This is a genomic window from Actinoplanes subglobosus (assembly GCF_042650585.1).
Taxonomy (GTDB): domain Bacteria; phylum Actinomycetota; class Actinomycetes; order Mycobacteriales; family Micromonosporaceae; genus Actinoplanes; species Actinoplanes subglobosus.
Map to the genome: position 1 here is coordinate 1 of NZ_JBHSBL010000022.1, position 20,278 is coordinate 20,278.

The following is a 20,278-nucleotide window of genomic DNA, read 5'->3' on the forward strand; positions in this document are numbered from 1 at the left end:
GCCGGCTGGTCCACCGGATCCCGGTACGGGTCCGGCACTACTGGAAACTGCTCGCTACCTGCGCGGCGACGCTACTCGCGTTCGCCGTGGTGTTCAGCACGGTCCGCGTCGCGCCGCTGGTCACCAGCACCAGCGACGAGGACGGCGACAAGGTGACGGTCGACCTGGCCGGCACCACCGACCTGTTCGACGCGACCACCGCGCACAGCGTCAAGCTGACCTTCCACGACGACGACTACCAGCGGGTTCTCGACGCGTTCTGGAACGACTACGAGAAGGAGTACCTGGAGGCCGACCTGACCCTGGACGGCACGGTCATCCCGAGCGTCGGGATCCGGCTCAAGGGCAACTCGACATTGCAGAGCGTCACCCGCAACGGCGAGTCCCGTCAGCGTGGCGGCTTCGGCGGTGCCCGGCAAGGAGCCCCGCAGGGTGGTGGTTTCCGAGGGGGCGGAGGCATGGGCCGGGCTTCTCTGAAAGCCGAGGAACCGGAGAACCTGCCCTGGCTGATCCGCTTCGACGAGTTCGTCGAAGGGCGCCGCTACCAGGGACACCGCGAGATCGCGGTGCGCGTCGGCGGCATGGGCGGCGGCGCCGCGGTGCTCAACGAGGCGGTCTCGCTCAACGTCCTCGCGGCGGCCGGTGAGATCACTCAGCGGTACGCCTACACGAGCTTCACCGTCAACGACCGCCCCACCACCGCCCGCCTGCTGGTCGAGCACCCCGACGACGAGTTCGCCGACACCGTCGCCACCGCCACCGGGCACTCGGGGGTGCTCTACAAGAGCCTGGCCAGCAGTCAGTTCAGCGACCAGGGCGACGACCCGACGGAGTACGCCGACGACTTCAAACAGATCAACAAGAAGGGCAGTCAGGACCTCCAGCCGGTCATCGACCTGATCCAGTGGGTGAACAGCGCCAGTGACGCCGAGTTCGACGCGAAACTCGCCGACCACGTCGACGTCGAGGCGTTCGCCCGCTACGTCGCCACCCAGAACCTGCTGGTCAACTTCGACGACATGGCCGGACCCGGCCGCAACTACTACCTCTGGTACGACCTGGACACCAGCAAGTTCTCGGTCATCGGCTGGGACTACAACCTGACCCTGTCCGGTTCGGCCACCCAGGACCCGTCCCAGTCGGTCAGCATGGGCGGCGGCGGGATGCGCGGTGGTGGAGGTTTCCCGGGCGGCGGCGACTTCCAGCTCCCGGAGGGCTTCCAGCCGCCGGAGGGCATGGAGATGCCGCAGGGTGGTCAGATGCCGCAGGGTGGTCAGATGCCGCAGGGCGGGGGCGGCGGACGGGGCGGCTTCATGAGCGGTCACAAGCTCAAGGAGCGGTTCCTGGCCAGCGCCGCCTACCAGGACGACTACCGCAAGGCGTACAAGGAACTGTTCAACGAGATCTACGGCAACGCCGCGGCGCTCAACACGATCACCGCGATCACGAAGGTCATCGGCACGGTCGACGGCGCGGACACCCAGGCCGTCGCGACCGAGGCGGAGAGCCTGACGACGCTGATCCGCGAGCGCACCCAGTTCCTGGCCACCCACGAGTTCATCACCGGGTGACCAGGGGAGTTCCCGGCCGGCTGCCCATGGCCCCCCATGACAGCCGGCCGGGTCTCCTTCACCGGGTAACGACCAGGGAGACACCGAGCGAGTTGCGGCCGGTCGTCTCGTCCCACACGCCCTCGTTGGCGAGCCGGATCGAGTAGGCCGGTGTCGTCGCGAGCTTCGCCACCGGGTCGGGCAGGTTCACCGACAGGGGATAGGTGCCCGGTGTCGTCGGCACGTAGAAGTCGGCCTTCAGGATGATGGCCTGACCGGGAGTCCACGTCCGGAGGTCGGTGGGGAGCACGACGTTCTGGTTACGTGTGCCGGAGGACATCACCAGGCGCACCGGGCGATTCTGGACCGGTGCGGCGAACCCCTCGTTGACCAGGATGAGCTGCACGGACGTCTTGGTGCCCACCTTGGCCGACACCGGCATGATCGCCTTGAGCAGCCGGATCCGGTAACCGAGCTTGCGTGCCGCCTCGTCCCGCCCGGCCTGACCCCACGAGTTCAGCACGCCCTCGTGGAACGACGGGTTCAGATACGTCCAGTGGTAGGCGGCCATCTCGGCGCTCGCGTTCGCCCACCCGGACCGTGCCGACGGATCACACGTCTCCCCGCCGACCAGCGTCGTCGCACCCTGCGCGGCCAGCCACTCCCGGTCGTCGCCGGTGTAGGTGCCGTAGTCGTCGGTCCCGGCCAGGAAACAGTCGTCGTGGATGCCGACCCGGGTCGCCGACGGCGCCAGCCGCCGTTTGATCTGCGGCGTCCGCACCTGGATCGGCACGGTCGCCGGGGTCGCCGCGAGCAGCGCCGCCAGCACCCGCCGCCGATCCTGCCAGTCGGTGCGGGTGAAGTTGCTGGTGTAGTACCACTCGCCCCAGCGCCCGACGAACCCCGCCTGAACGGCGGAGACCACATCCGCGTTCGCGGTGATCATCTTCCCGAGCTGCGCGACGTGTTTCACCGCGCGGTCCGGCTTGACGTCCAGGTCGTCGTCAGCGGTGTACGCGAACCGCAGCACCATCTTCACCCCGGCGGCCCGGGCGGCCGTGAAATCGGCCCGGATCAGCTCCATGTCGGCCCGGCTGATCGTGTCCGTGTTCCGGTACTTCTCCAGGTAGAAGATCCGGAACACGAGACTGCGCCCTTCGCCGGCCCGTGCCGCGGCCAGCTCTCCGGCGTCCAGCGGCACATACCCCGAATCGTCCGGGTACAGGTGGGTCTCCGTGTACGTGAAGAATCCCCGCCCCGGATTGGCGAACACCGCGTCCGACTTCGGGTAGAGGCGCGACGTGGTCACGGCCGGCACCGCCACGGCGGCGTGGGCGGTTCCGGGAAGAAGCGCGACGAGGGCGGCGGCCGCGATGCCGGCCCGGCCGAGGAACGAACGCATGGGCCGACAGTCGGCCCGAGCCCCCGGCTCCTGAGGAAAACCATCAGTGGGGTTGGTCGAGGCCGAGCAGGCGGTCGAACAGGTGCAGGCGGAAGACCACGGTCAGGGACAGGTACCAGAGGATCAGGGCCGGCAGGACCACGAAGAAGACCGGCCGGGACGGGCCCATCAGGCCGAAGTAGTTCCACAGGACCGGCACGCACAGGATGGCGCTGAAGACCACGCACAAGCCCAGGACCAGCAGTGCCGGGCGCTTGTCGCCGGTCGGGGCGGTCCATGCGGCGAACACCCGTGAGCGGGGGGCCAGGAACAGGATCAGCAGGAACGACGCGAAGCAGAAGAACGTCGACAGGCCGGTCTGCGCGAGGATCGTCGCCGACGCCGTGGTGAAGTCGGCGTCCACCCCGTACGTCAGGCCGGTGCTCTTCTCGAACTCGTGGATGATCCGCGCGTGGGTGCGGCCGGGCTGGAAACCGTGCGAGATCATGCTGTACAGCGCCGTGTAGATGGCGGTGCCGAACGTCGCCGTCACCACCGAGGCCGGCACCACGAACCGGACCAGGTTGCGCAGCATGTCCGGGTCGGGCCGGCCGCGGCCGGCCCAGAAGGTGAGGAACACCGTCGGGATGCCGACCGTGAACATGGTCAGGCCCACCTGCGTCGGCGAGTACGGGAACCCCAGCTGCAGCATCGTCACGGCCAGGATGACCAGGCCCTGGCTGGCCACGCGCGCCAGAAAGACGTACAGCGAGATCCCGATGCCGTTGATGATCTTGCGACCCTCGTGCTGGGCCGGTGGCAATGCCGAGAAGTTGTCGTCGACCAGCACGATGTCGGCGACGTCGCGGGTCACGGCGCTGCCGCTGCGCATCGCCACGCCGACGTGGGCCTGTTTGAGGGCGCGGGCGTCGTTCACGCCGTCGCCGATCATCGCGACGTAGCGGCCCTGCCGGCGCAGCGACCGGACGATGCGTTCCTTGTGTTCGGGCGCGACCCGGCCGAACACCGCGGTCCGCGCGACCAGCCGGTCCAGGGCCGGATCGTCGAGTCCGTCGAGCTCGGCGCCGGGTACCGGGTCGGTGGCGTCGAGCCCGGCGCGGGCGGCGATGGCCGCGACGGTCCGCGGGTCGTCGCCGGAGAGGACCTTCAGGTCGACCCCTTCGGCGCGGAACCGGGCCACCGTCTCGACGACGTCCTCCCGCAGCTCGTCGGCGAGCACAGCCAGCGCGACCGGTTCGAGCATCGGCAGGTCGGGCCGTCCCGCCGCGTCCCGCAGCCCGGCCTCCGGGTCCTCGGCCCGGGCCAGCAGCAGTACCCGCAGGCCGCGTCCGGCCCGGTCGGCGACGTCGGCGGCCGGCACCGGGAGCCGCAGCCGCCCGGCCAGCGCGTCGGCGGCGCCGAGCACCCACGTCCCGCTCTCGGTGACCATTCCCGACCAGCGCAGCGACGACGAGAACGGCACCTCGTCGCGGACCTCCCAGACCGGCCCGCCCAGCGAACCGGCGATCGCCAGGGCCGTCAGGTTCGCCGTGGTCGCGTTGTGCGCCAGGCCGCCGAGTGCCTCCGCGGCCTCGTTGTACTGGTGATCGCCGAGCGGGACGATCTCCTCCAGCGTGAGCTGGCCGGTGGTCAGGGTGCCGGTCTTGTCGGTGCAGACCACGTCCACGTTGCTGACCGATTCGACCGCGTTGACCTGCTGCACGAGGGCGCCGCTGCGGGCGATCCGGACGGCACCGGCGGTGTAGGCCAGGGCGATGAGAAAAAACAGGCCATAGGGTACGAGACCCGACAGCACCGCCGTGATCTGGACGACCCGCAGCAGGCTGAACCCCTCGAGTGCCGCCTGCGCCAGGATGCAGCCGCTCATCAGCGCGGTCAGCGCCATGACCAGCCGCACGATGAACTCGATGCTGCGCTGCAACGGCGTACGGTCGGTGGTGGCCCGCCGTGCCTCCGCGGTCAGCCGCCCCGCATAGCTGTGCACGCCCACGTCCCGTGCCTGCTGGTGACCGTCGCCGGCCACGCACAGGCTGCCCGAGCGCAGGTCGTCCCCGGGGTGTTTGACGACCGGGTCGGATTCGCCGGTCAGCAGTGACTCGTCGGCCTCCAGCCGGCCGCCGTCGAGCAGGGGCCCGTCCACCACGATCTGGTCGCCCGGCCGGACCCGGATGACGTCGCCGCGTACCACCCTGTCCGGCGTGATCTCGACCTCGCGGCCGTCGCGCACCACCAGGACCCCGGACCGGTCGAGCAGTTGCAGCCGGTCCAGTTTGTGTTTGGCGCGGATCTCCTGCGCGGCGCTGATCACCGCGTTGATCAGGCCCAGTCCGACGCTGATCAGGGCGTCGCTGTACTGGCCCAGGCTCAGCAGCGCGGCGCCGATCACGAACAGGATCAGGTTGAAGAACGAGAAGACGTTGGTCCGCAGGATCTCCGGGTAGCTGCGTGACCCGCCCTGGACGGAGGTGTTCGCCTCGCCGCGCCGCAGCCGTGCCTCGGCCTCCGCCTCGGTGAGTCCCTCGGCCGGCGCCAGCATCACCTGTTCCATCAGATCGAGACTAATCGCCCAAAAGCCGCTCCATCCCCGCGATGAAGATGTTCAGGTCGAAGTCGAGCTGGGCGTCTCCCGCACGTCGACGCCCGGCCCGACGTCCCGTTCGACACCGTCGACCCGACGTTCCGGTTCGGGCACGGCCTCCGCTACTGACGGTCCGCCCCGCGGCTGGTCGCCACCACCGGCGACCAGCCGCTGTTCACCCCGGAGTCGTTCAGGACACCGACTGTTCGGCTTCCGTGCCCTCTCCGGCACTCTTCTGCTCGCCGTACCGGCGTTCGGCATTAACTCTGCCGCCGCCCGCCGCCCATAGCTTCGACTCGATCACGCCCGGCCGTGCCCGCCCCTGGTGGCGCCCCTGCGTAAGCGAGTCGACATGCCCGCACACCCGGACGTCAGCGTCGTCATCCCCACGTGCAACCGCCCGGACCTCGCCGTCCGCGCCGTGCACAGCGCGCTCGCCCAGACGCACCGCGACCTCGAGGTGATCGTCGTGGTCGACGGTCCCGACCAGGACACCACCACCGCACTGGCCGCTGTCGGCGACGACCGGCTCCGCGTGATCGTCCTGCCCGAGCGCGGCCGCGCCCCCCACGCCCGCAACGTCGGCGCCTCCGAGGCCCGCGGCCGTTTCGTGGCCCTGCTCGACGACGACGACGAATGGCTGCCCCACAAGATCGAGACGCAGCTGAAGCTCGCCGCCGGCTCCGTCGCCGCGTCACCGATCGTCGCCACCCGGCTGATCAACCGGACGCCCCGCGCCGACTCGGTCATGCCCCGCCGGCTGCCCGCCGACGGTGAACCGCTCAGCGAATACTTCACCGTCCGGCGTGGCCTCTTCTACGGCGACGGATTCATCCAGACGTCCACGATCATGGCCCCCACCGAGCTGCTGCGCCGGGTACCGTTCACCGTCGGCCTGCGCCGCCAGCAGGAACTCGACTGGGCGCTGCGGGCCATCCGCGAGGAGGGCGTCGAGCTGGTGTACGCCGAGGAGCCGCTCGTGCTCTGGCACCAGGACGAGGACCGGGAACGCATCAGCCACCAGAACCCGTACGACGAACAGCTCGCCTGGCTGCGCGACAACCGGCATCTGTTCACGCCCCGGGCGTACGCCGCCTTCACCCTCAGCGTGATCAGCTCGATGGCCGCCCCCGGCCGCGAGGGCCGCCACTTCCGCGAACTGCTCACCGAAGCCCGCCGCCACGGCCGGCCCGGAGCCCTCGACTACCTCACCCACCTGCAGATCTGGGCCCTGCCGCCGACGTTGCGGGCGCGCCTCCGTGACCTGGTCGTCGGTCGCCGTTCCGCTTCCGCTTCCGCTTCCGCTTCGGCTTCGGTGGAGTCGGCCGGTCCCACCACAGCGCCGGTCGATGTCGCCTGACCGCACCCCGCCTTCCCTTGCTTCCTCCGCGGCGGGGGAGCGGCGGGTGGCGATCTGGCGGAGCGCGATGCTGCTCGGCTCGGAGACGTTCATCCGTGCGCAGGGTGATTCGCTGACCCGCTGGAACCCGGCCTATGTGGGCGCCACCCGCATCGACTCGGCCCTGTCCCGGCCCGACGACGTCATCGTCTTCCCGGACGGCCCCGCGGGCCGCCGCGAGTTCCTGGGCCTGCGGCTCGGCGGCACGTCACCACGGCTCAGAGCGGTTCTCTCCCGGGTACGCCCGGACCTCGTCCACGCCCACTTCGGCGGCGACGGCTGGCTGGTGAGCCGTACCGCGGGACACCTGGGCATCCCGCTGATCGTCACCGTGCACGGCCACGACGTGACCCGCCAGCCGCAGAGCTCCGGCCTGCACGGACTCCGCTACCGTCGCAACCTCCGTGCCGTCTTCGCCAGGGCTGCCCTGGTCATCGCCGTCTCCGAGGTCATCCGCGACCGTGCCGAAGCATGCGGCGCCGACCCCGCGAAGATCCGCGTCCACTACACCGGCGTGACCGTACCGCCGGCCGTCCCGATGGTCCCGAAACGCTGGGACGTAGCGTTCGTGGGCCGTTTCGTGGCCAAGAAGGGCGTCGACGACCTGCTCACCGCCCTGTCCCGGCTGACCACCCCACGCCCACGGGCCCTGCTGATCGGTGACGGCCCACTCCTGCCCGAGATGCGGGTCCTGGCCGAACAGCTCGGCGTCGACGCCACCTTCGTCGGCGGTCAGCCCCCCGACTCGGTCCAGCGCCACCTGGCCGAATCCCGGATGCTGGCCGCCCCGTCGAAGACCGCCCCCGACGGCGACACCGAGGGCCTGCCCACCACCGTCCTGGAGGCCGCGGCCCTGGGCCTCCCGGTGATCGCCACCCGTCACAGCGGCATCCCCGAAGCGGTGCTGGACAACCGAACCGGCCTCCTGACCGACGAGGCGGACCCGACGGCCCTGGCCGCCTCGATGTCCCGCCTGCTGGGAGACGCCGACCTGCGCCGCCGCCTGGGAACCCAGGCCCGCGAACACGTACAGACCCACTTCGACCTCCGGACCCAGGCCCAGCGCCTCGAGTCCCTCTACGACGAGGCCACCGCCGGATCGCACGCCTTCTCCGCCCGGAGCTCCCGCCGGTGACCCGGCGCCACCACGCTGCCGGACCGTCCACCTTGTGGTGAGACGGCAGTCAGCGGAGGCGGCTCAGGGCTGCGCTGGCCAGCCGCTTTCCTCGGCGGACGCCGCCCAGGACGGCGGTTGCCGCACGGCCGCCTGACGTGGCCTTCAGGACGGTGATGATCCGGTGAGCCCGGGACAGGTCGGATTGGAGGGTCGCGGTCCTCCGCTCGTACCAGGCCAATTGGGAATGTGCCTCGGCGAGCTGCTGTGCGAGACGGTCGTGGGCCGCGGTGAGCTCCCGCAATGTCGACGGGGTCGTCCGCGCCGCCGGAGGCGAGACGTCGGTTACATCGGACATGGCCGCGAGGAATGAGGCGGTGCCGTCGGCAGGCCACAGGTGGGCCGGCCCTTCGTCGTGCAGGGCGGCGGCGAACTGCTGAAGGGCTTGCGAACCGGCGCCGGCCGCTGAAAGCGAGACGCCGGCCGGGGTCAGGGTGCCGTTGGTGAGGAGGAGGGCGTCGGCCGGGAGGGCGGCGTGCGGGCCGGACTGCCAGGCGGCCAGCAGGGAGCGGAATTCGGGCTGGTCACCGGCGCGGGCGGCGGTCAGCAGCGCGTCGTGCAGGCAGTCCCCGGACGGCACCGGGCCGGAGCCGCCGAGGGTCCAGCCGGCAGCGGTCCGCACCAGGTGGCCGTCGGCGAGCAAGCCGTCGGGCAGCGGTGACGGATGGTGGCCGGGGTAGGCAGCCGCGATGATCCACGCCGGGGCGAGCGCCGCTGCCAGTCCGCTGCGGAGCAGGTCGGCGGTGAGGGCCCGCGGGTCGGCGAGCAGTGGCCCGTCGGGAAGTCCGGCCCGGCGCAGCGCCGACGTCAAAAACCCGTGCAGGTGACCGTCGGTGAGGGCGTCCTCATTGAGCAGCACGGTCGGTGATTGCGGGGACGGGTACGCCGACCAGTCCCGCAGCACGTCGAGCCCGGCCGACCGCAGGTGGTCGCGTAACGGTCCGAGACCGGCGGGCCGGGTCGGGTCGGCGGCCGGGAACGCCGACCATTCGGCGTCACCGGGTTCGGTGGCGCCGGCGTGGAGGCGGTGCAGCCCGACCGGGTTGGCCAGGGACAGCAGCAGCCGTCCGCCGGGCCGCAGGACGGCGAGCAGCTGGGCGACGCCGGCCGACCACGGCAGGTCGGCGGTCTCGGTGGAGCCGGTCCGGTCCAGCCCGTCGAACGCGACGACCGTGTCGTACGCCGGAACGGCCGCCAGCTTCTCCAGGCTTCCGCAGCAGACCCGCACTCCGGGCCGATCGGCCCAGCGGGCGGCGAGCGCGTCGGCGTCGGGTACCCCACGGACCAGGACGGTCACCTGCCGGGCCGGGATGGCGTCGACGAGGTCCGGGTCGTGCGGCCCGACGACGAGCACGTGCCCGTGTGCGGTGCCGGCGAGTTCCCGCAGGAGCGCACCGCGGGCGGGGGAGTGGTCGGTCCAGTGCGGCATCTCGCCGCCGAGCAGGAGCGGTGTCATGCCGTCGTCCAGTGGAAGAGGTGCCGGAGTTCGGCAGGGGTCAGGGTCCGGTCGGCGCCGAGTTCGTCGACGGCGATGGCGTGCGCGGTGGCCGTGTCGATCCGCGGCCCGTGCAGTTCGGCCCACTGCCGGCGGATGCGGCCGCGGCCGCCGAAGAGGTCCTGTTCTCCGGCCAGCTGCATCGGGTCGCCGTAGACAGCCGGTTCGCAGCCGGCCAGGATGCCGTAGAAGACGGCGCTGCACAGCCGGTTCGACGCGACCCGCCGGTGTCTGCGCTGTTCGGCGAGTTGCCGGGCGAGGAATCCGGGGTCGAGGTCCTTCCACCAGCCACCCCGGTAGCCGTGGCAGATCACCCGGAATCCGGCCTGCTCGTAGCGGCGGCGGACCCGGGCGGTGCGGTACTCCTGCCAGTAGAGGCAGACGGTGACCGGCCCGGTCTCGGTGTCGCGGATCTCGGCGATCAGGCGGTCGTGGTCGCCTTGGACGTGCTGGCCCTCCCAGCCGTGGAAGGGGTACCAGATGGTTCCTTCACGCTCCGTGGACGGCACGGGTTCCATGGCGATCAGGTACGCCCACGGCGCCCCGACCACGTGCACCTGCCGACGCCCCATCGACCAGGCCCGGCGCCGGGTCCGTTCACTCCAGACGAACGTCGGGATGCCCGGGACGAACTCGTGGTCGGGGGCGAGGCCGTCGCCGATGTTCCAGCCGTGCTGCAGATAGCCGTGGATCCGGGGCGGATCGGCCTCGAACCCGCAGTAGCGGGCCAGCACGAAGGAATGCCCGTAGTAGTGGTTGGCGTGGTGCACGCCCCATCCCAGCGCCTGAAGGCGTACACCACGCAAACTTCAGACGATCAGCCGGTGACGGCGAACAGGGCGTCGGCGTACGCCTTGTGGCCCTCCGGTGTCGGGTGGTACGACTCGGACAGGTTGTCACGCAGCCCGTGGATCCACGGCTCCTTGGTGCACGCCTCGTGGCCTTCGAACGCCTTGCGCACGTCGACGAAGGTGAAGCCGGCCGCGGTGACCCGGCCCTGGATCACCTCGTCGAGGGCGTCGGCACCGTCGTTGAGCGCCTTGCGGCGGGCGTCACCGAGGGCGTCGCACGACACCCCGGCGGCGCCGGGAGCGGCGACCAGGTGCGGGTATCCGAGGACGTACACCTTCGCGTTCGGCGCACGGTCGCGGATCATCTTGTAGAGCGCGTCCAGCTCGGCCGGAAGGTTCGCCTCGACCGTGGTGACCGCGGTCTCCACCGAGTCCGTGCAGGTCGCGTCGGTGCCGAGCAGGCACGTCTGTAGCGACTTGGTCCATCCGGCGTCGTTACCGCCGACCGTCAGGGTCACCCAGCCGGTGTTCTCGCTCAGCGCGGTGAGCTGCTCGAACCGCACGTCGTTGATCTTCGCGCCGGCGCAGGTGGCGTCGGTGACGGTGCCGAACGAGGCGACGGTGCGCAGGGCTGCCCACAGGTGCGGGTAGCCGCCGTCCTTGCTCTGCACGCAGGTCGTGCTCTCCCCGTAGTTCCCGGCGCCCAGGCCGGCCGCGTACGAGTCACCGAGCGCCACGAAGTCGCGGGCGTCCACGGCTTTCGTGGCGGCTTCCTCCATGCCGTCACTGCAGGCCGTGAGGGCGGCCAGCGCCACCGCGGTGGTCGCGACCGAGATCCAGCGTCGCTTCAAGGCAACTCCTTAACGAAAGATAGATCCCGTGAATAATGCATGACGGCCGCGTTCCGGCATACTGCTGACCTGTGACGATTCGGCAGCCCCGCCTGGAGATCGAGTACTGCACGCAGTGCCGCTGGCTGATGCGCGCCGCCTGGACGGCGCAGGAGCTACTCACCACCTTCACCACCGACCTGGGCGAGGTGGCGCTGGTCCCGGGTGTCGGCGGTGTCTTCGAGGTGCGCCTCGGCGACGAGACCCTGTGGTCGCGCAAGGCCGAGGGCGGCTTCCCCGAGCTGGCACATCTCAAGCGGCTCGTCCGGGACCGGGTCGCCCCCGGGCGAACGCTGGGACACAGTGATGGTCACAAGTCCGGCGAGCCGACCGGGAGTAGGGCAGAGTCGGACGGGTGACATCCCGCTGGACGCTGTACGTACCCGTAATCGCTCTGATCGCTCTGGTCCTGACCTTCGGCCGCGACCTGCCGTCGTACGTCGTGGCGCTCGTGTCCCTGCTGCTGGCCGGGGCCGTGCTGGCCGCGGTGCACCACGCGGAGGTGGTGGCGCACCGGGTCGGGGAGCCGTACGGCTCGCTGATCCTGGCCGTCGCGGTGACGATCATCGAGGTGGCGCTGATCGTCACGCTGATGGTGAGCGGCGGCGAGAAGGCGCAGTCCCTGGCCCGGGACACCGTCTTCGCCGCCGTGATGATCACCTGTAACGGCATCCTCGGCATCTCGCTGCTGGTCGGGGCGCTGCGCCGGCGGATCGCGGTGTTCAACCCGGAGGGCACGGGCTCCGCGTTCGCGACGGTGACCGCGATCGCCACGTTGAGCCTGGTGCTGCCGACGTTCACGACGAGCAGCCCGGGCCCGCAGTTCACCCCGGCCCAGCTGGCCTTCGCCGCGGTGGTGTCGCTCGGCCTCTACCTGCTCTTCGTCGCCGTGCAGACCCGGCGGCACCGCGGCGACTTCATGCCGATCACCACCGCCGGCGAGGTCATCGACGTGGAGGAGCACGAGGACCCGCCGTCCGGCCGGGCCGCGCTCCGGAGCCTGGGCCTGCTGCTGGTGGCCCTGATCGCGGTGGTGGGGCTGGCCAAGGGCGTCTCGCCGACGATCGAGTCGGTGGTCGCCTCCGCCGGCCTGCCGCAGTCGGTGGTCGGTGTGGTGATCGCGCTGCTGGTGCTGCTGCCGGAGACGATCGCCGCGGTCCGCGCCGCGGCCCGCGACCGCATCCAGACCAGCCTCAACCTGGCGCTCGGTTCGGCGATGGCCAGCATCGGCCTGACCATCCCGGCGATCGCGACGGCGATGATCTGGCTGGACGGCCCGTTGCTGCTGGGCCTCGGCGGCACCGAGATGGTCCTGCTGGCGCTGACCGTGGGGGTGGGCACCCTGACCGTGGTGCCGGGCCGCGCCAACATCCTCCAGGGCGGGCTGCACCTGTCCCTCCTTGCGGTGTTCCTGTTCCTGGCGGCGAGCCCCTGATCCACCGCGGTCGGTAGATTGCACCCGATGAACAAGCCCCGGACCATCACCCTGGGCGTGGCCCTGCTCGCGGCCGGCGCTCTGCTCGCCGGTGGCGTCCCCGAGAAGCCGGTCGAGCCGGTGGGCCGGCCCACCGCCGAGCGGGAGTGGCCGGGGGCGGCCCGCGCCGACCTGCGTGACCTGACCGTCGAGCCGCTGCTGTTCCTGGACGCGACGACAGCCGTCGGTCAGGTGACCGACGGCGATTTCGTGCGGCTGCTCGTGGAGCGCGACGGCATCGCCCGTGAGCTGCGCCGTCTGCCGGCCGCCGACGATCCGCGGTTCGAGGCGATGACCGTCTCCGGTGACGAGCTGATCTGGGCGGAGTCGTCGGGTTCCCGCCCGGTGGAGATCTGGGCGGTCCGGCGTGACGGCGGCGACGCCCGGCTGGTCACCGCCGACACCGGCAACACCCTGTTCTACGGCAACCAGCACGACCTGGTGGTGGCCGACGGGCGGGTGCACTGGGTGGCCGGCGAGGGCGACGACAGCACCCAGATCCGGTCGGTGGCGCTGACCGGCGGCGACGTGGACGTGCGCGAGGAGGCCGGTCGCTGGTCGCTGTCGGCGTGGCCGTGGCTGACCGACGACACCGGCGCGCAGTCCGGCCAGGTCCGGCTGCGGGAGCTGACGTCGGGCCGCGAGGTGGTGGTGCCGTTCTCCGGCGCGGAGTGGGGCATGTGCGCCCCCGCCTGGTGCCGGGTGATGGTGATGGGTGAGGCGGGTCTGGTCCGGATCGACGTGATGCGCCCGGACGGCTCGGACCGCCGGCGGGTCGCCGGGCCGGACACGCAGGCCGCGGTGAGCGACGTGGCGGTGCTCGGCCGGTTCGAGATCCTCTCCGAGCCGGGGCCCGACTTCGATCTCACCGGCACGGCCGGGCTCGTCGTCCACGACCTGACCACCGGCCGGACCGTGACGCTCTCCGCCGCCGCCGATCTGGCAGCCACCAAGGACGGCGTGCTCTGGTGGTCGACCGGCACGCGTGAGGCGGCCGTCTGGCACACCCTGGACCTGCGGACCATCTGACGCACGGTGGCCGCGCCTTTGCGGAGAGTGGCTTTCGTGGATACGTTGGGTGGGTGCTCTTCCTGACCCCGAGGACCGGGCCGCTCACACAGGCCGTTCTCGATCAGGGTGAGCTGCTGAGACAGCTGGTGGATGGGCTGGGCTCACCGGTCGGTGTGGTCCTGCCGCAAGCGGTGCACGCCAATGTCGCCGCCTTCCGCGAGGTCTACCGGCGCCACCACCTGAGCGGCCGCATCCATTTCGCGCACAAGGCCAACCGATCGTCGGCGCTGCTGCGCGAGCTGGCCGCCACCGAGGCCGGCGTCGACGTGGCCTCCCTCGGCGAGCTGCAGCACGCTCTCGGCGCCGGCTTCACCCCCGGCCGGATCATGGCGACCGGGCCGAAGGACCACGCCTACCTGTGGCTGGCCGCGCGAACCGGCGTCACCGTCAACGCCGACTCGGCCGCCGAGCTGGAGGAGCTGGCCGCGCTGGTCACGGCGCACCGGCTGCCACGGGTCCGGGTGATGGTCCGGCTCTCCGGTTTCGAGACCACCGGTGTGCGGGTGATGAGCCGCCGCAGCCGTTTCGGCGTCCCGGCCGCCACCCTCGACAGTGCCCTCGACGTCGTGCGCAAACGCGAGCAGCAGCTGGAGCTGACCGGCGTCGCCTACCACCTGGACACGGTGGCCGTCGCGGAGAAGGCGGTCGCTCTGGAGGGCTGCCTGGCCGCCCTGGAGCACTGCCGGTCCCTGGGCCTGCGGCCGTGGACGCTCGACGCCGGCGGCGGTTTCGGCATCGGCTATCTGGCCGACGAGGGCGAGTGGGAGCGGTACACGTCCGAGCTGGCCCAGGCGGTCCTCGGCAACCGGCCGCCGCTGACCTGGAACGGGTACGGCTACGGCCTGCGCGCCGAGTCCGGCATCCTGCGCGGCAGCCTCGCCCTCTACCCGGCCTACCGGGAGGTGTCCGGCGCCGCCTACCTCGACCGGTTGCTCGGCGCCGACGCCCCGGAGCGCCGACGCCCGCTCGGCACGATGCTCCTGGACCACATGTACGACCTCGACGTCGAGCCCGGCCGGGCCCTGCTCGACCAGTGCGGCCTCGTCGTGGCCCGGGTCGTGGAGGTCCGCGACGACGGTGGTGACGTGCTCGTCCGGCTGGCGATGAACGCGCGCGACGTGTCGCTGGAGGAGCACGGCGTACTCATGGATCCGGTTTTGATCGGAAGGACCCCGCACGAGCCGGCGGGTGTCTATCTCCTCGGCAACCTGTGCCTCGAATCGGACCTGATCACCCGGCGCAAGGTCTTCCTCCCGGCCCGGCCGCAGGTCGGCGACCTGCTGGCCTTCGTCAACGCCGCCGGCTACTTCATGGACCTCACCGCGAACACCGCGCTGCACCAGCCGCTCGCCCGGAAGGTTGCCGTCTTCCGTGCGGGCGGGTCGTGGCACTGGAGCCTCGACGAACAGTACTGGCCGATCCACCCGCCCCCGGAGCCGCCATGAGGTATGACGACATCACCGAGGCCATCGGCAACACTCCGCTGGTCCGCATCGATCCGGCCGTGCACGGCCTGCGCCACATCGATCTGTACGCGAAGCTGGAACTGCTCAATCCGTTCGGCTCGGTCAAGGACCGTGCCGCGTGGAACATGGTCCGCCCCCTGCTGCCGGGTGCGGCCGACCGGGGCGACACCGTCGTCGAGCTGTCCAGCGGCAACACGGCGAAGGCCCTCGCGCTGATCGCCGGGATGCACGGGCTGCCGTTCAAGAGCGTCACCAACCGCATGCGGGTCCCCGAGATCAAGGATCTCCTGCTGCTGCTCGGCGCCGAGATCGACGAGCTGCCCGGCCGCTCCGAGTGCCTCGACCCGAACGACACCGACGACCCGCTCACCCGCATGCACCAGCGGCTCGCCGGGTCCGGCGGCGGTTACGTCCACACCGACCAGTACTTCAATCCGCTCAACGTGGAGGCCCACACGAGCGGCACCGGCGCGGAGATCGTCAAGGACCTCGACGGCGCCCCCGACTGGTTCATCGCGTGCGTCGGCACCGCCGGATCCTCCACCGGCGTCGCCCGGGCGCTGCGCCAGCACAACCCCGCCACGCACGTCGTGGGCCTGGTCGCCGCCAAGAGCGATTTCATCCCCGGCATCCGCACCATCGACGAGGTGCACGAGGTCGGCCTCTTCGAACCCGGTGTCTACGACACCATCGCCCAGGTCAGCGCGGACGAGGCCATCGACGGCACACTCACCCTGGTCCGCCGGTGCGGCATCCTTGCCGGGCCCACCGGAGGCGGAGCGTTGCAAGGTTCAATCAATTTCCTGCGTACGGTCGACGAGCCCCCACCTGTCCCGGAGGCGTCGTCGCCTCCCGCTCGTCGCGTAGCGGTCTTCATCGTGTGCGACCGGGTGGAGAGCTACCTCGGCTATCTGCGGGAGCGCCGTCCCGCCCTGTTCGGCCGCCCGCCGCGACAGCACTCGATCGCCACGTTGGCCGAGTCGGACATTTCCGGCGCGCCATCGATCGCCGTCTCCGACGTTTCCGGATTTATCCGGAATGCGCTCGTGGTCGATCTGCGCAGCCCCTACGCCTACCAGGCCCTCCACATCGACGGCTCGATCAACATCGCCGACGAACTGTTCGCCGACATGCTGCACGCCGGTCTCCCGTTCAGCCGCCGCCGCCCGGTCCTGCTGGTCTGCCCCGTCGGCGAGAGGTCCGCCGCCTACGCCGCCCTGCTCACCCGGATGGGCCATCCCGACACCCGCTCCCTGGCCGGCGGCATCATCGCCTGGCGCGACGCCGGCCTCGACCTGGTCCGGGACTGACCGTGACCGTCCTCGACGAACTGGCCGACTGGCATCACGACCTGCGCGCCCAATTCCCGATGATCACCGGGAACCCGGATGTCGCCTACCTGGACTCGGCCGCCACCACCCAGAAACCGCACCCGGTCCTGGACGCCGTGCTGACCTACCTGACCACGGCGAACGCCAACGCCGCCCGAGGCACCTACCCCTGGGCCAACCGCACCACCGCCCGCATCGAACAGGCCCGCGACCGCCTGCGCCGCTTCCTGCACGACCCCGACCCGGAACGCTCCACCGTCCAGTTCGTCAGCGGCGCCACCGAGGGCCTGCGCGCCGTGGCGAGGGACTGGCTGCTCCCACAGTTGCGCCCCGGCGACGAGATCCTGGTCCCGTTCGCCGACCACAACGCCAACACGCTGCCCTGGACGGAGGCCGCGGCCCTGGCCGGCGTCACGGTGCGGCCCATCCCGTACGACACCGCCCACGACTACGACCACCGGCGCCTGACGGTGGGCCCGCGAACCAGACTGATCGCCACCACGCACGTGCATCACGTCTACGGCGGCGACATGAACGTCCACCGCCTCCGGGCCCTGGCCCCCGACATACCGATCTGCCTGGACGCCGCCCAGAGTTTCGGCCACATCCCGATCGACCTGTCCGCCCTGGACGTCGATTTCGTGGTCTTCTCCGGCCACAAGGCGATGGCCCTGCCCGGAACCGGAGCCGTCTGGTCCCGCAATGCCAGAGGCCCCGCCTACCACCCCGCAGGCTGGGTCGGAACCCCCAACACCAGCGGCATCATCAGCCTGGCCGCCGCCATGGACTGGCTCGACGAGGCCGACATGAACCGGATAGCCCGCTGGAACCAGGCCCTGACCCTCCGCCTGACCGAGGGCTTGTCGAAGATGCCGGCCTACGAGGTCCTGGGTTGCCAGCGGAGCCTGACAGCCGACACGCTGACCCAGCAGCGTCACGGAATAGTGGCATTTCGCCATCAAGAAATAGCCTCGAACGATCTGGGTTTCATTCTGGCAGCCGAGGGATTGTTGCTGAGAGCAGACGCCCATTGCCAGGCCCCCCAGGGCGAGAAGACGGCTTCGGTGCGGGCCTCGGTGCACGTCTACAACACCCCCGCAGAGATAGACCACCTACTGACAACATTGGCCGCACTGGACCACTGACCCCCTTCCGATCCTGATTCCTTCAATGAACGTGCCACCCTTACGGAATCACTGCTCGAACAATCACCCAGAATGCTGTTATCTCTTCATTCAGGAGATCCCAGATTCGGGCGGCGACCACAGTTCAGAATCAAATCCCAACCTGCAATGAACCGGCCAATAGAATCCGCCCCCGGTGCGGACTGTCAGATCCGTCGCAACCAATCAGCAGAAACCAAAGCGCAGGCAGCCGCCGTTTGGCCAACACCACCAGCCACCCCACCGAAACAGCAGCATCTGTCACCCGCCGGAGCAGCATCGACCGTCACCCGCCGGAGCAGCATCAACCGTCACCCATCGAAAGGCGCACCGCCCGAAAGGCGCACCGCCCGAAAGGCGCACCGCCCGAAAGGCACACCGCTGAACCAGCCGCAGCAACCCCCACCGCCATCGCCTTTCCTGCTGCTGGCGGCGTCGAGCGCGGCCGCGCGGCGCGAAATAGCAAGGCAGATACGGTCCGAGCGAGCACTACGATCGCGATCGCCGTGGCGAGAACCTCGGCCGGGTCGTGACGGCGAGAACCTCGGCTGAGTCGGGCACGGCGAGCACCGCGGTCGAGATGGGCGTGGCGAGTACCTCGGCGGGGTCGTGACGGCGAGAACCTCGGCTGAGTCGGGCACGGCGAGCACCGCGGTCGAGATGGGCGTGGCGAGTACCTCGGCCGGGTCGTGACGGCGAGAACCTCGGCCGGATTGGCCCGGTGAAACTCTTGGCCGACGCAGCGCGGCGAGAGTCCTGTCGGACGACCAGGGCGGGAGTCCTGACCGGTCGCGGCGAGAAAGGCGGTGGGATCGCTGTAGCGGGAATCCTCGCCTGTCGTGGGCCCTCGACACCCACCACGTGCCGGTCGGTGAGTGGTCTGGTCGGATTGCCGGAGCAAAGGGGAGGCCTGGAGGCGATTGCCGCGGCGGGAATCTTGGCGGCGGGACTCCTGGCGCGGGAATCTTGGCCGGGGTAGCCCCGCGGCGAGGACCTCGAGACCCCGCAATCGAAGCCTGGCACCCGCAGCGGCATCGGCCGCCGCCGGGACAACTCCGGCGGTACGAAGCAAATCCGATGCCCAGAACCGCCCTGCCGCCCAGGCCGGCTGACCGGAGAACAGAGCCAACCACGGCCGGAATCCGGATGCGTGTGCCGGCTTGCGGCCAGGGCGCCAACACCATGTCGATGCTGCGACCAGGTACCAGAGCCCAGGCTGGCACCGAGGGCAGTTGAGGATCGAGCCCAGGCTGGCACCGAGGGCAGTTGAGGATCGAGCCCAGGCTGGCAACGAGGCAGCTGAGGATCGAGCCCAGGCTGGCAGCGAGAGCAGTTGAGGATCGAGCCCAGGCTGGCACCGAGCAGCTGAGGATCGGGCAGGAACCCAGACCAAGCCGGAACTCGCATCCCAGCCTGAGGCCGAGGTAACGATCGTGCACAAGGCTGGGATAACGGCCGGAGTCGACCACGATGCCGATGCCACAACCGAAATCGACGTCGCAACGGCGCTGGAAGCGCGCTTGAGATCGGGGCCGTCGCGAACACCAGAACCCCCGTCGCCATCGAACCTGGGATCGAGGCCAACACCGGACCCGCCGCCGTTGAGGTTGCGATCGGGCTAGAGCCTGGACCGCTCGCCGCCGTTGAGGTTGCGATCGGGCTAGAGCCCGGACCGCTCGCCGCCGTTGAGGTTGCGATCGGGCTAGAGCCCGGACCGCTCGCCGCCGTTGGAGCCGCGAGAGAGGTCCAGGCTGGACCGCTTGCCAACGTTGGGTTTGCGATCGAGGTCAAGGCCGGACCGCATGATCTTGACACAGCAGTGGAGGTCGTTGGATCGTTCGGGTTCGCGGCCCGGAAGTCCCCTTTCTGCGGGTTTGGCAGCGGACGCCTCGGCGTGGATCGTGGCGGCAGGTCTTCGCGAGGCGGAGGGGCCGGTGGCGCTACTGGGGCGCCTGTCGGCATCGTGATCACGCTCGTCGGGGACGCGACGGTCGCTTGCTCCGGCTGAACGGGAAGATTGGCGATGTCGGCTTGCGCTGAAGGCGTGGCTATGGGTGGTGTAACTGGCGCTGACGTGGCAGCCGGGAGCACTCGGGCGGGCGCCCCTGGTCCTCCGTCTCCTCGAATGCGTCGGAGTTTTTCGGCATGGCGACGCCTCAAGCCCCAAGCGCGATGGCGCTCGTGCTCACGGCGGAATTCCTCGCGCTCTGCGGAGTAATTGCGAGACGCGGTTCGGTCGCGCATCGCAGCGGTTTCCGAGCGGCTGAACAGCGACCCTTGTCTCATGCATAAATCTTCCCCCACTCCGGCGCCGAATTGTCAGCAGTGGATCATGCCAATTTCCGTTCCCGGGAGGCTGCCCAAATGGTGGCACAATAAATCGATCATGAATCTTCGGGAAAGGCTGGATCGTTCCCGCGCGGGTGGGGACACTCATCGGCGGGAAGCGGGAAGCGGGAAGCGGGAAGCGGGAAGCGGGAAGCGGGAAGCGGGA

The 20,278-nt window shown here is 70.3% G+C and carries 14 protein-coding genes; 9 read left to right on the plus strand and 5 right to left on the minus strand.

Going from position 1 to position 20,278, the window contains the following annotated elements; translation table 11 throughout:
* On the plus strand, positions 1-1,571 hold a 1,571-nt coding region (locus ACFO0C_RS33570; protein ID WP_378070777.1), incomplete at its 5' end, for a CotH kinase family protein.
* Positions 1,572-1,629: 58 nt separating this feature from the next.
* On the opposite strand, the gene ACFO0C_RS33575 is transcribed toward ACFO0C_RS33570, so the two are convergent.
* Both ACFO0C_RS33575 and ACFO0C_RS33580 read right to left on the minus strand, forming a co-directional pair.
* The gene (locus ACFO0C_RS33575; RefSeq protein WP_378070778.1) at positions 1,630-2,952 is read right to left on the minus strand and encodes a DUF4832 domain-containing protein; all 1,323 of its coding nucleotides are present in this window, start codon (positions 2,950-2,952) and stop codon (positions 1,630-1,632) included.
* A 43-nt stretch (positions 2,953-2,995) separates the two neighbouring features.
* The gene (locus ACFO0C_RS33580) at positions 2,996-5,500 is read right to left on the minus strand and encodes an HAD-IC family P-type ATPase (RefSeq protein WP_378070779.1); all 2,505 of its coding nucleotides are present in this window, start codon (positions 5,498-5,500) and stop codon (positions 2,996-2,998) included.
* Between the two features lie 382 nt (positions 5,501-5,882).
* Between ACFO0C_RS33580 and ACFO0C_RS33585 the strand changes: the two genes are divergently transcribed.
* Together ACFO0C_RS33585 and ACFO0C_RS33590 are read left to right on the plus strand one after the other, a co-directional pair.
* Positions 5,883-6,890: a glycosyltransferase family 2 protein gene (locus tag ACFO0C_RS33585; protein ID WP_378070780.1), complete on the plus strand. Its 1,008-nt coding sequence runs from the start codon at positions 5,883-5,885 to the stop codon at positions 6,888-6,890.
* Positions 6,891-6,936: 46 nt separating this feature from the next.
* Complete coding sequence (locus tag ACFO0C_RS33590; RefSeq protein WP_378070781.1) at positions 6,937-8,064, plus strand: glycosyltransferase; 1,128 nt, start codon at positions 6,937-6,939, stop codon at positions 8,062-8,064.
* Between the two features lie 49 nt (positions 8,065-8,113).
* Here ACFO0C_RS33590 and ACFO0C_RS33595 read toward each other — a convergent pair whose 3' ends face one another.
* From ACFO0C_RS33595 to ACFO0C_RS33605, 3 genes are read right to left on the minus strand one after another with little or no spacing between them, the layout of a single operon-like run.
* On the minus strand, positions 8,114-9,559 hold the full coding sequence (locus ACFO0C_RS33595) for a hypothetical protein (protein ID WP_378070782.1): 1,446 nt from the start codon (positions 9,557-9,559) through the stop codon (positions 8,114-8,116).
* Positions 9,556-10,368, minus strand: coding sequence for a hypothetical protein (locus ACFO0C_RS33600; RefSeq protein ID WP_378070790.1), 813 nt, complete (start codon positions 10,366-10,368; stop codon positions 9,556-9,558). The genes ACFO0C_RS33595 and ACFO0C_RS33600 overlap by 4 nt, the downstream gene beginning before the upstream one ends.
* 47 nt (positions 10,369-10,415) lie before the next feature.
* Positions 10,416-11,240, minus strand: a complete 825-nt coding sequence (locus ACFO0C_RS33605; protein ID WP_378070783.1) for an SGNH/GDSL hydrolase family protein — start codon at positions 11,238-11,240, stop codon at positions 10,416-10,418.
* Positions 11,241-11,311: 71 nt separating this feature from the next.
* On the opposite strand from ACFO0C_RS33605, the gene ACFO0C_RS33610 reads away from it, so the two are divergent.
* From ACFO0C_RS33610 to ACFO0C_RS33635, 6 genes are read left to right on the plus strand one after another with little or no spacing between them, the layout of a single operon-like run.
* On the plus strand, positions 11,312-11,638 hold the full coding sequence (locus ACFO0C_RS33610; RefSeq protein ID WP_378070784.1) for a SelT/SelW/SelH family protein: 327 nt from the start codon (positions 11,312-11,314) through the stop codon (positions 11,636-11,638).
* Positions 11,635-12,714, plus strand: a complete 1,080-nt coding sequence (locus tag ACFO0C_RS33615; protein ID WP_378070785.1) for a calcium:proton antiporter — start codon at positions 11,635-11,637, stop codon at positions 12,712-12,714. The genes ACFO0C_RS33610 and ACFO0C_RS33615 overlap by 4 nt, the downstream gene beginning before the upstream one ends.
* A 27-nt stretch (positions 12,715-12,741) precedes the next feature.
* Complete coding sequence (locus ACFO0C_RS33620) at positions 12,742-13,782, plus strand: hypothetical protein (RefSeq protein WP_378070786.1); 1,041 nt, start codon at positions 12,742-12,744, stop codon at positions 13,780-13,782.
* Positions 13,783-13,835: 53 nt separating this feature from the next.
* Positions 13,836-15,269: a Y4yA family PLP-dependent enzyme gene (locus ACFO0C_RS33625; protein ID WP_378070787.1), complete on the plus strand. Its 1,434-nt coding sequence runs from the start codon at positions 13,836-13,838 to the stop codon at positions 15,267-15,269.
* On the plus strand, positions 15,266-16,600 hold the full coding sequence (locus ACFO0C_RS33630) for a pyridoxal-phosphate dependent enzyme (protein ID WP_378070788.1): 1,335 nt from the start codon (positions 15,266-15,268) through the stop codon (positions 16,598-16,600). The genes ACFO0C_RS33625 and ACFO0C_RS33630 overlap by 4 nt, the downstream gene beginning before the upstream one ends.
* 2 nt (positions 16,601-16,602) lie before the next feature.
* Positions 16,603-17,766, plus strand: a complete 1,164-nt coding sequence (locus ACFO0C_RS33635; RefSeq protein ID WP_378070789.1) for an aminotransferase class V-fold PLP-dependent enzyme — start codon at positions 16,603-16,605, stop codon at positions 17,764-17,766.
* Positions 17,767-20,278: the final 2,512 nt, after the last annotated feature.

What these genes read in the sequence shown, in the direction of transcription:
- ACFO0C_RS33575 (WP_378070778.1), bottom strand. Translation starts at nt 2,952, where the DNA reads ATGCGTTCGTTCCTCGGCCGGGCCGGCATCGCGGCCGCCGCCCTCGTC.
- ACFO0C_RS33580 (WP_378070779.1), bottom strand. Translation starts at nt 5,500, where the DNA reads ATGGAACAGGTGATGCTGGCGCCGGCCGAGGGACTCACCGAGGCGGAG.
- ACFO0C_RS33585 (WP_378070780.1), top strand. Translation starts at nt 5,883, where the DNA reads ATGCCCGCACACCCGGACGTCAGCGTCGTCATCCCCACGTGCAACCGC.
- ACFO0C_RS33595 (WP_378070782.1), bottom strand. Translation starts at nt 9,559, where the DNA reads ATGACACCGCTCCTGCTCGGCGGCGAGATGCCGCACTGGACCGACCAC.
- ACFO0C_RS33620 (WP_378070786.1), top strand. Translation starts at nt 12,742, where the DNA reads ATGAACAAGCCCCGGACCATCACCCTGGGCGTGGCCCTGCTCGCGGCC.
- ACFO0C_RS33630 (WP_378070788.1), top strand. Translation starts at nt 15,266, where the DNA reads ATGAGGTATGACGACATCACCGAGGCCATCGGCAACACTCCGCTGGTC.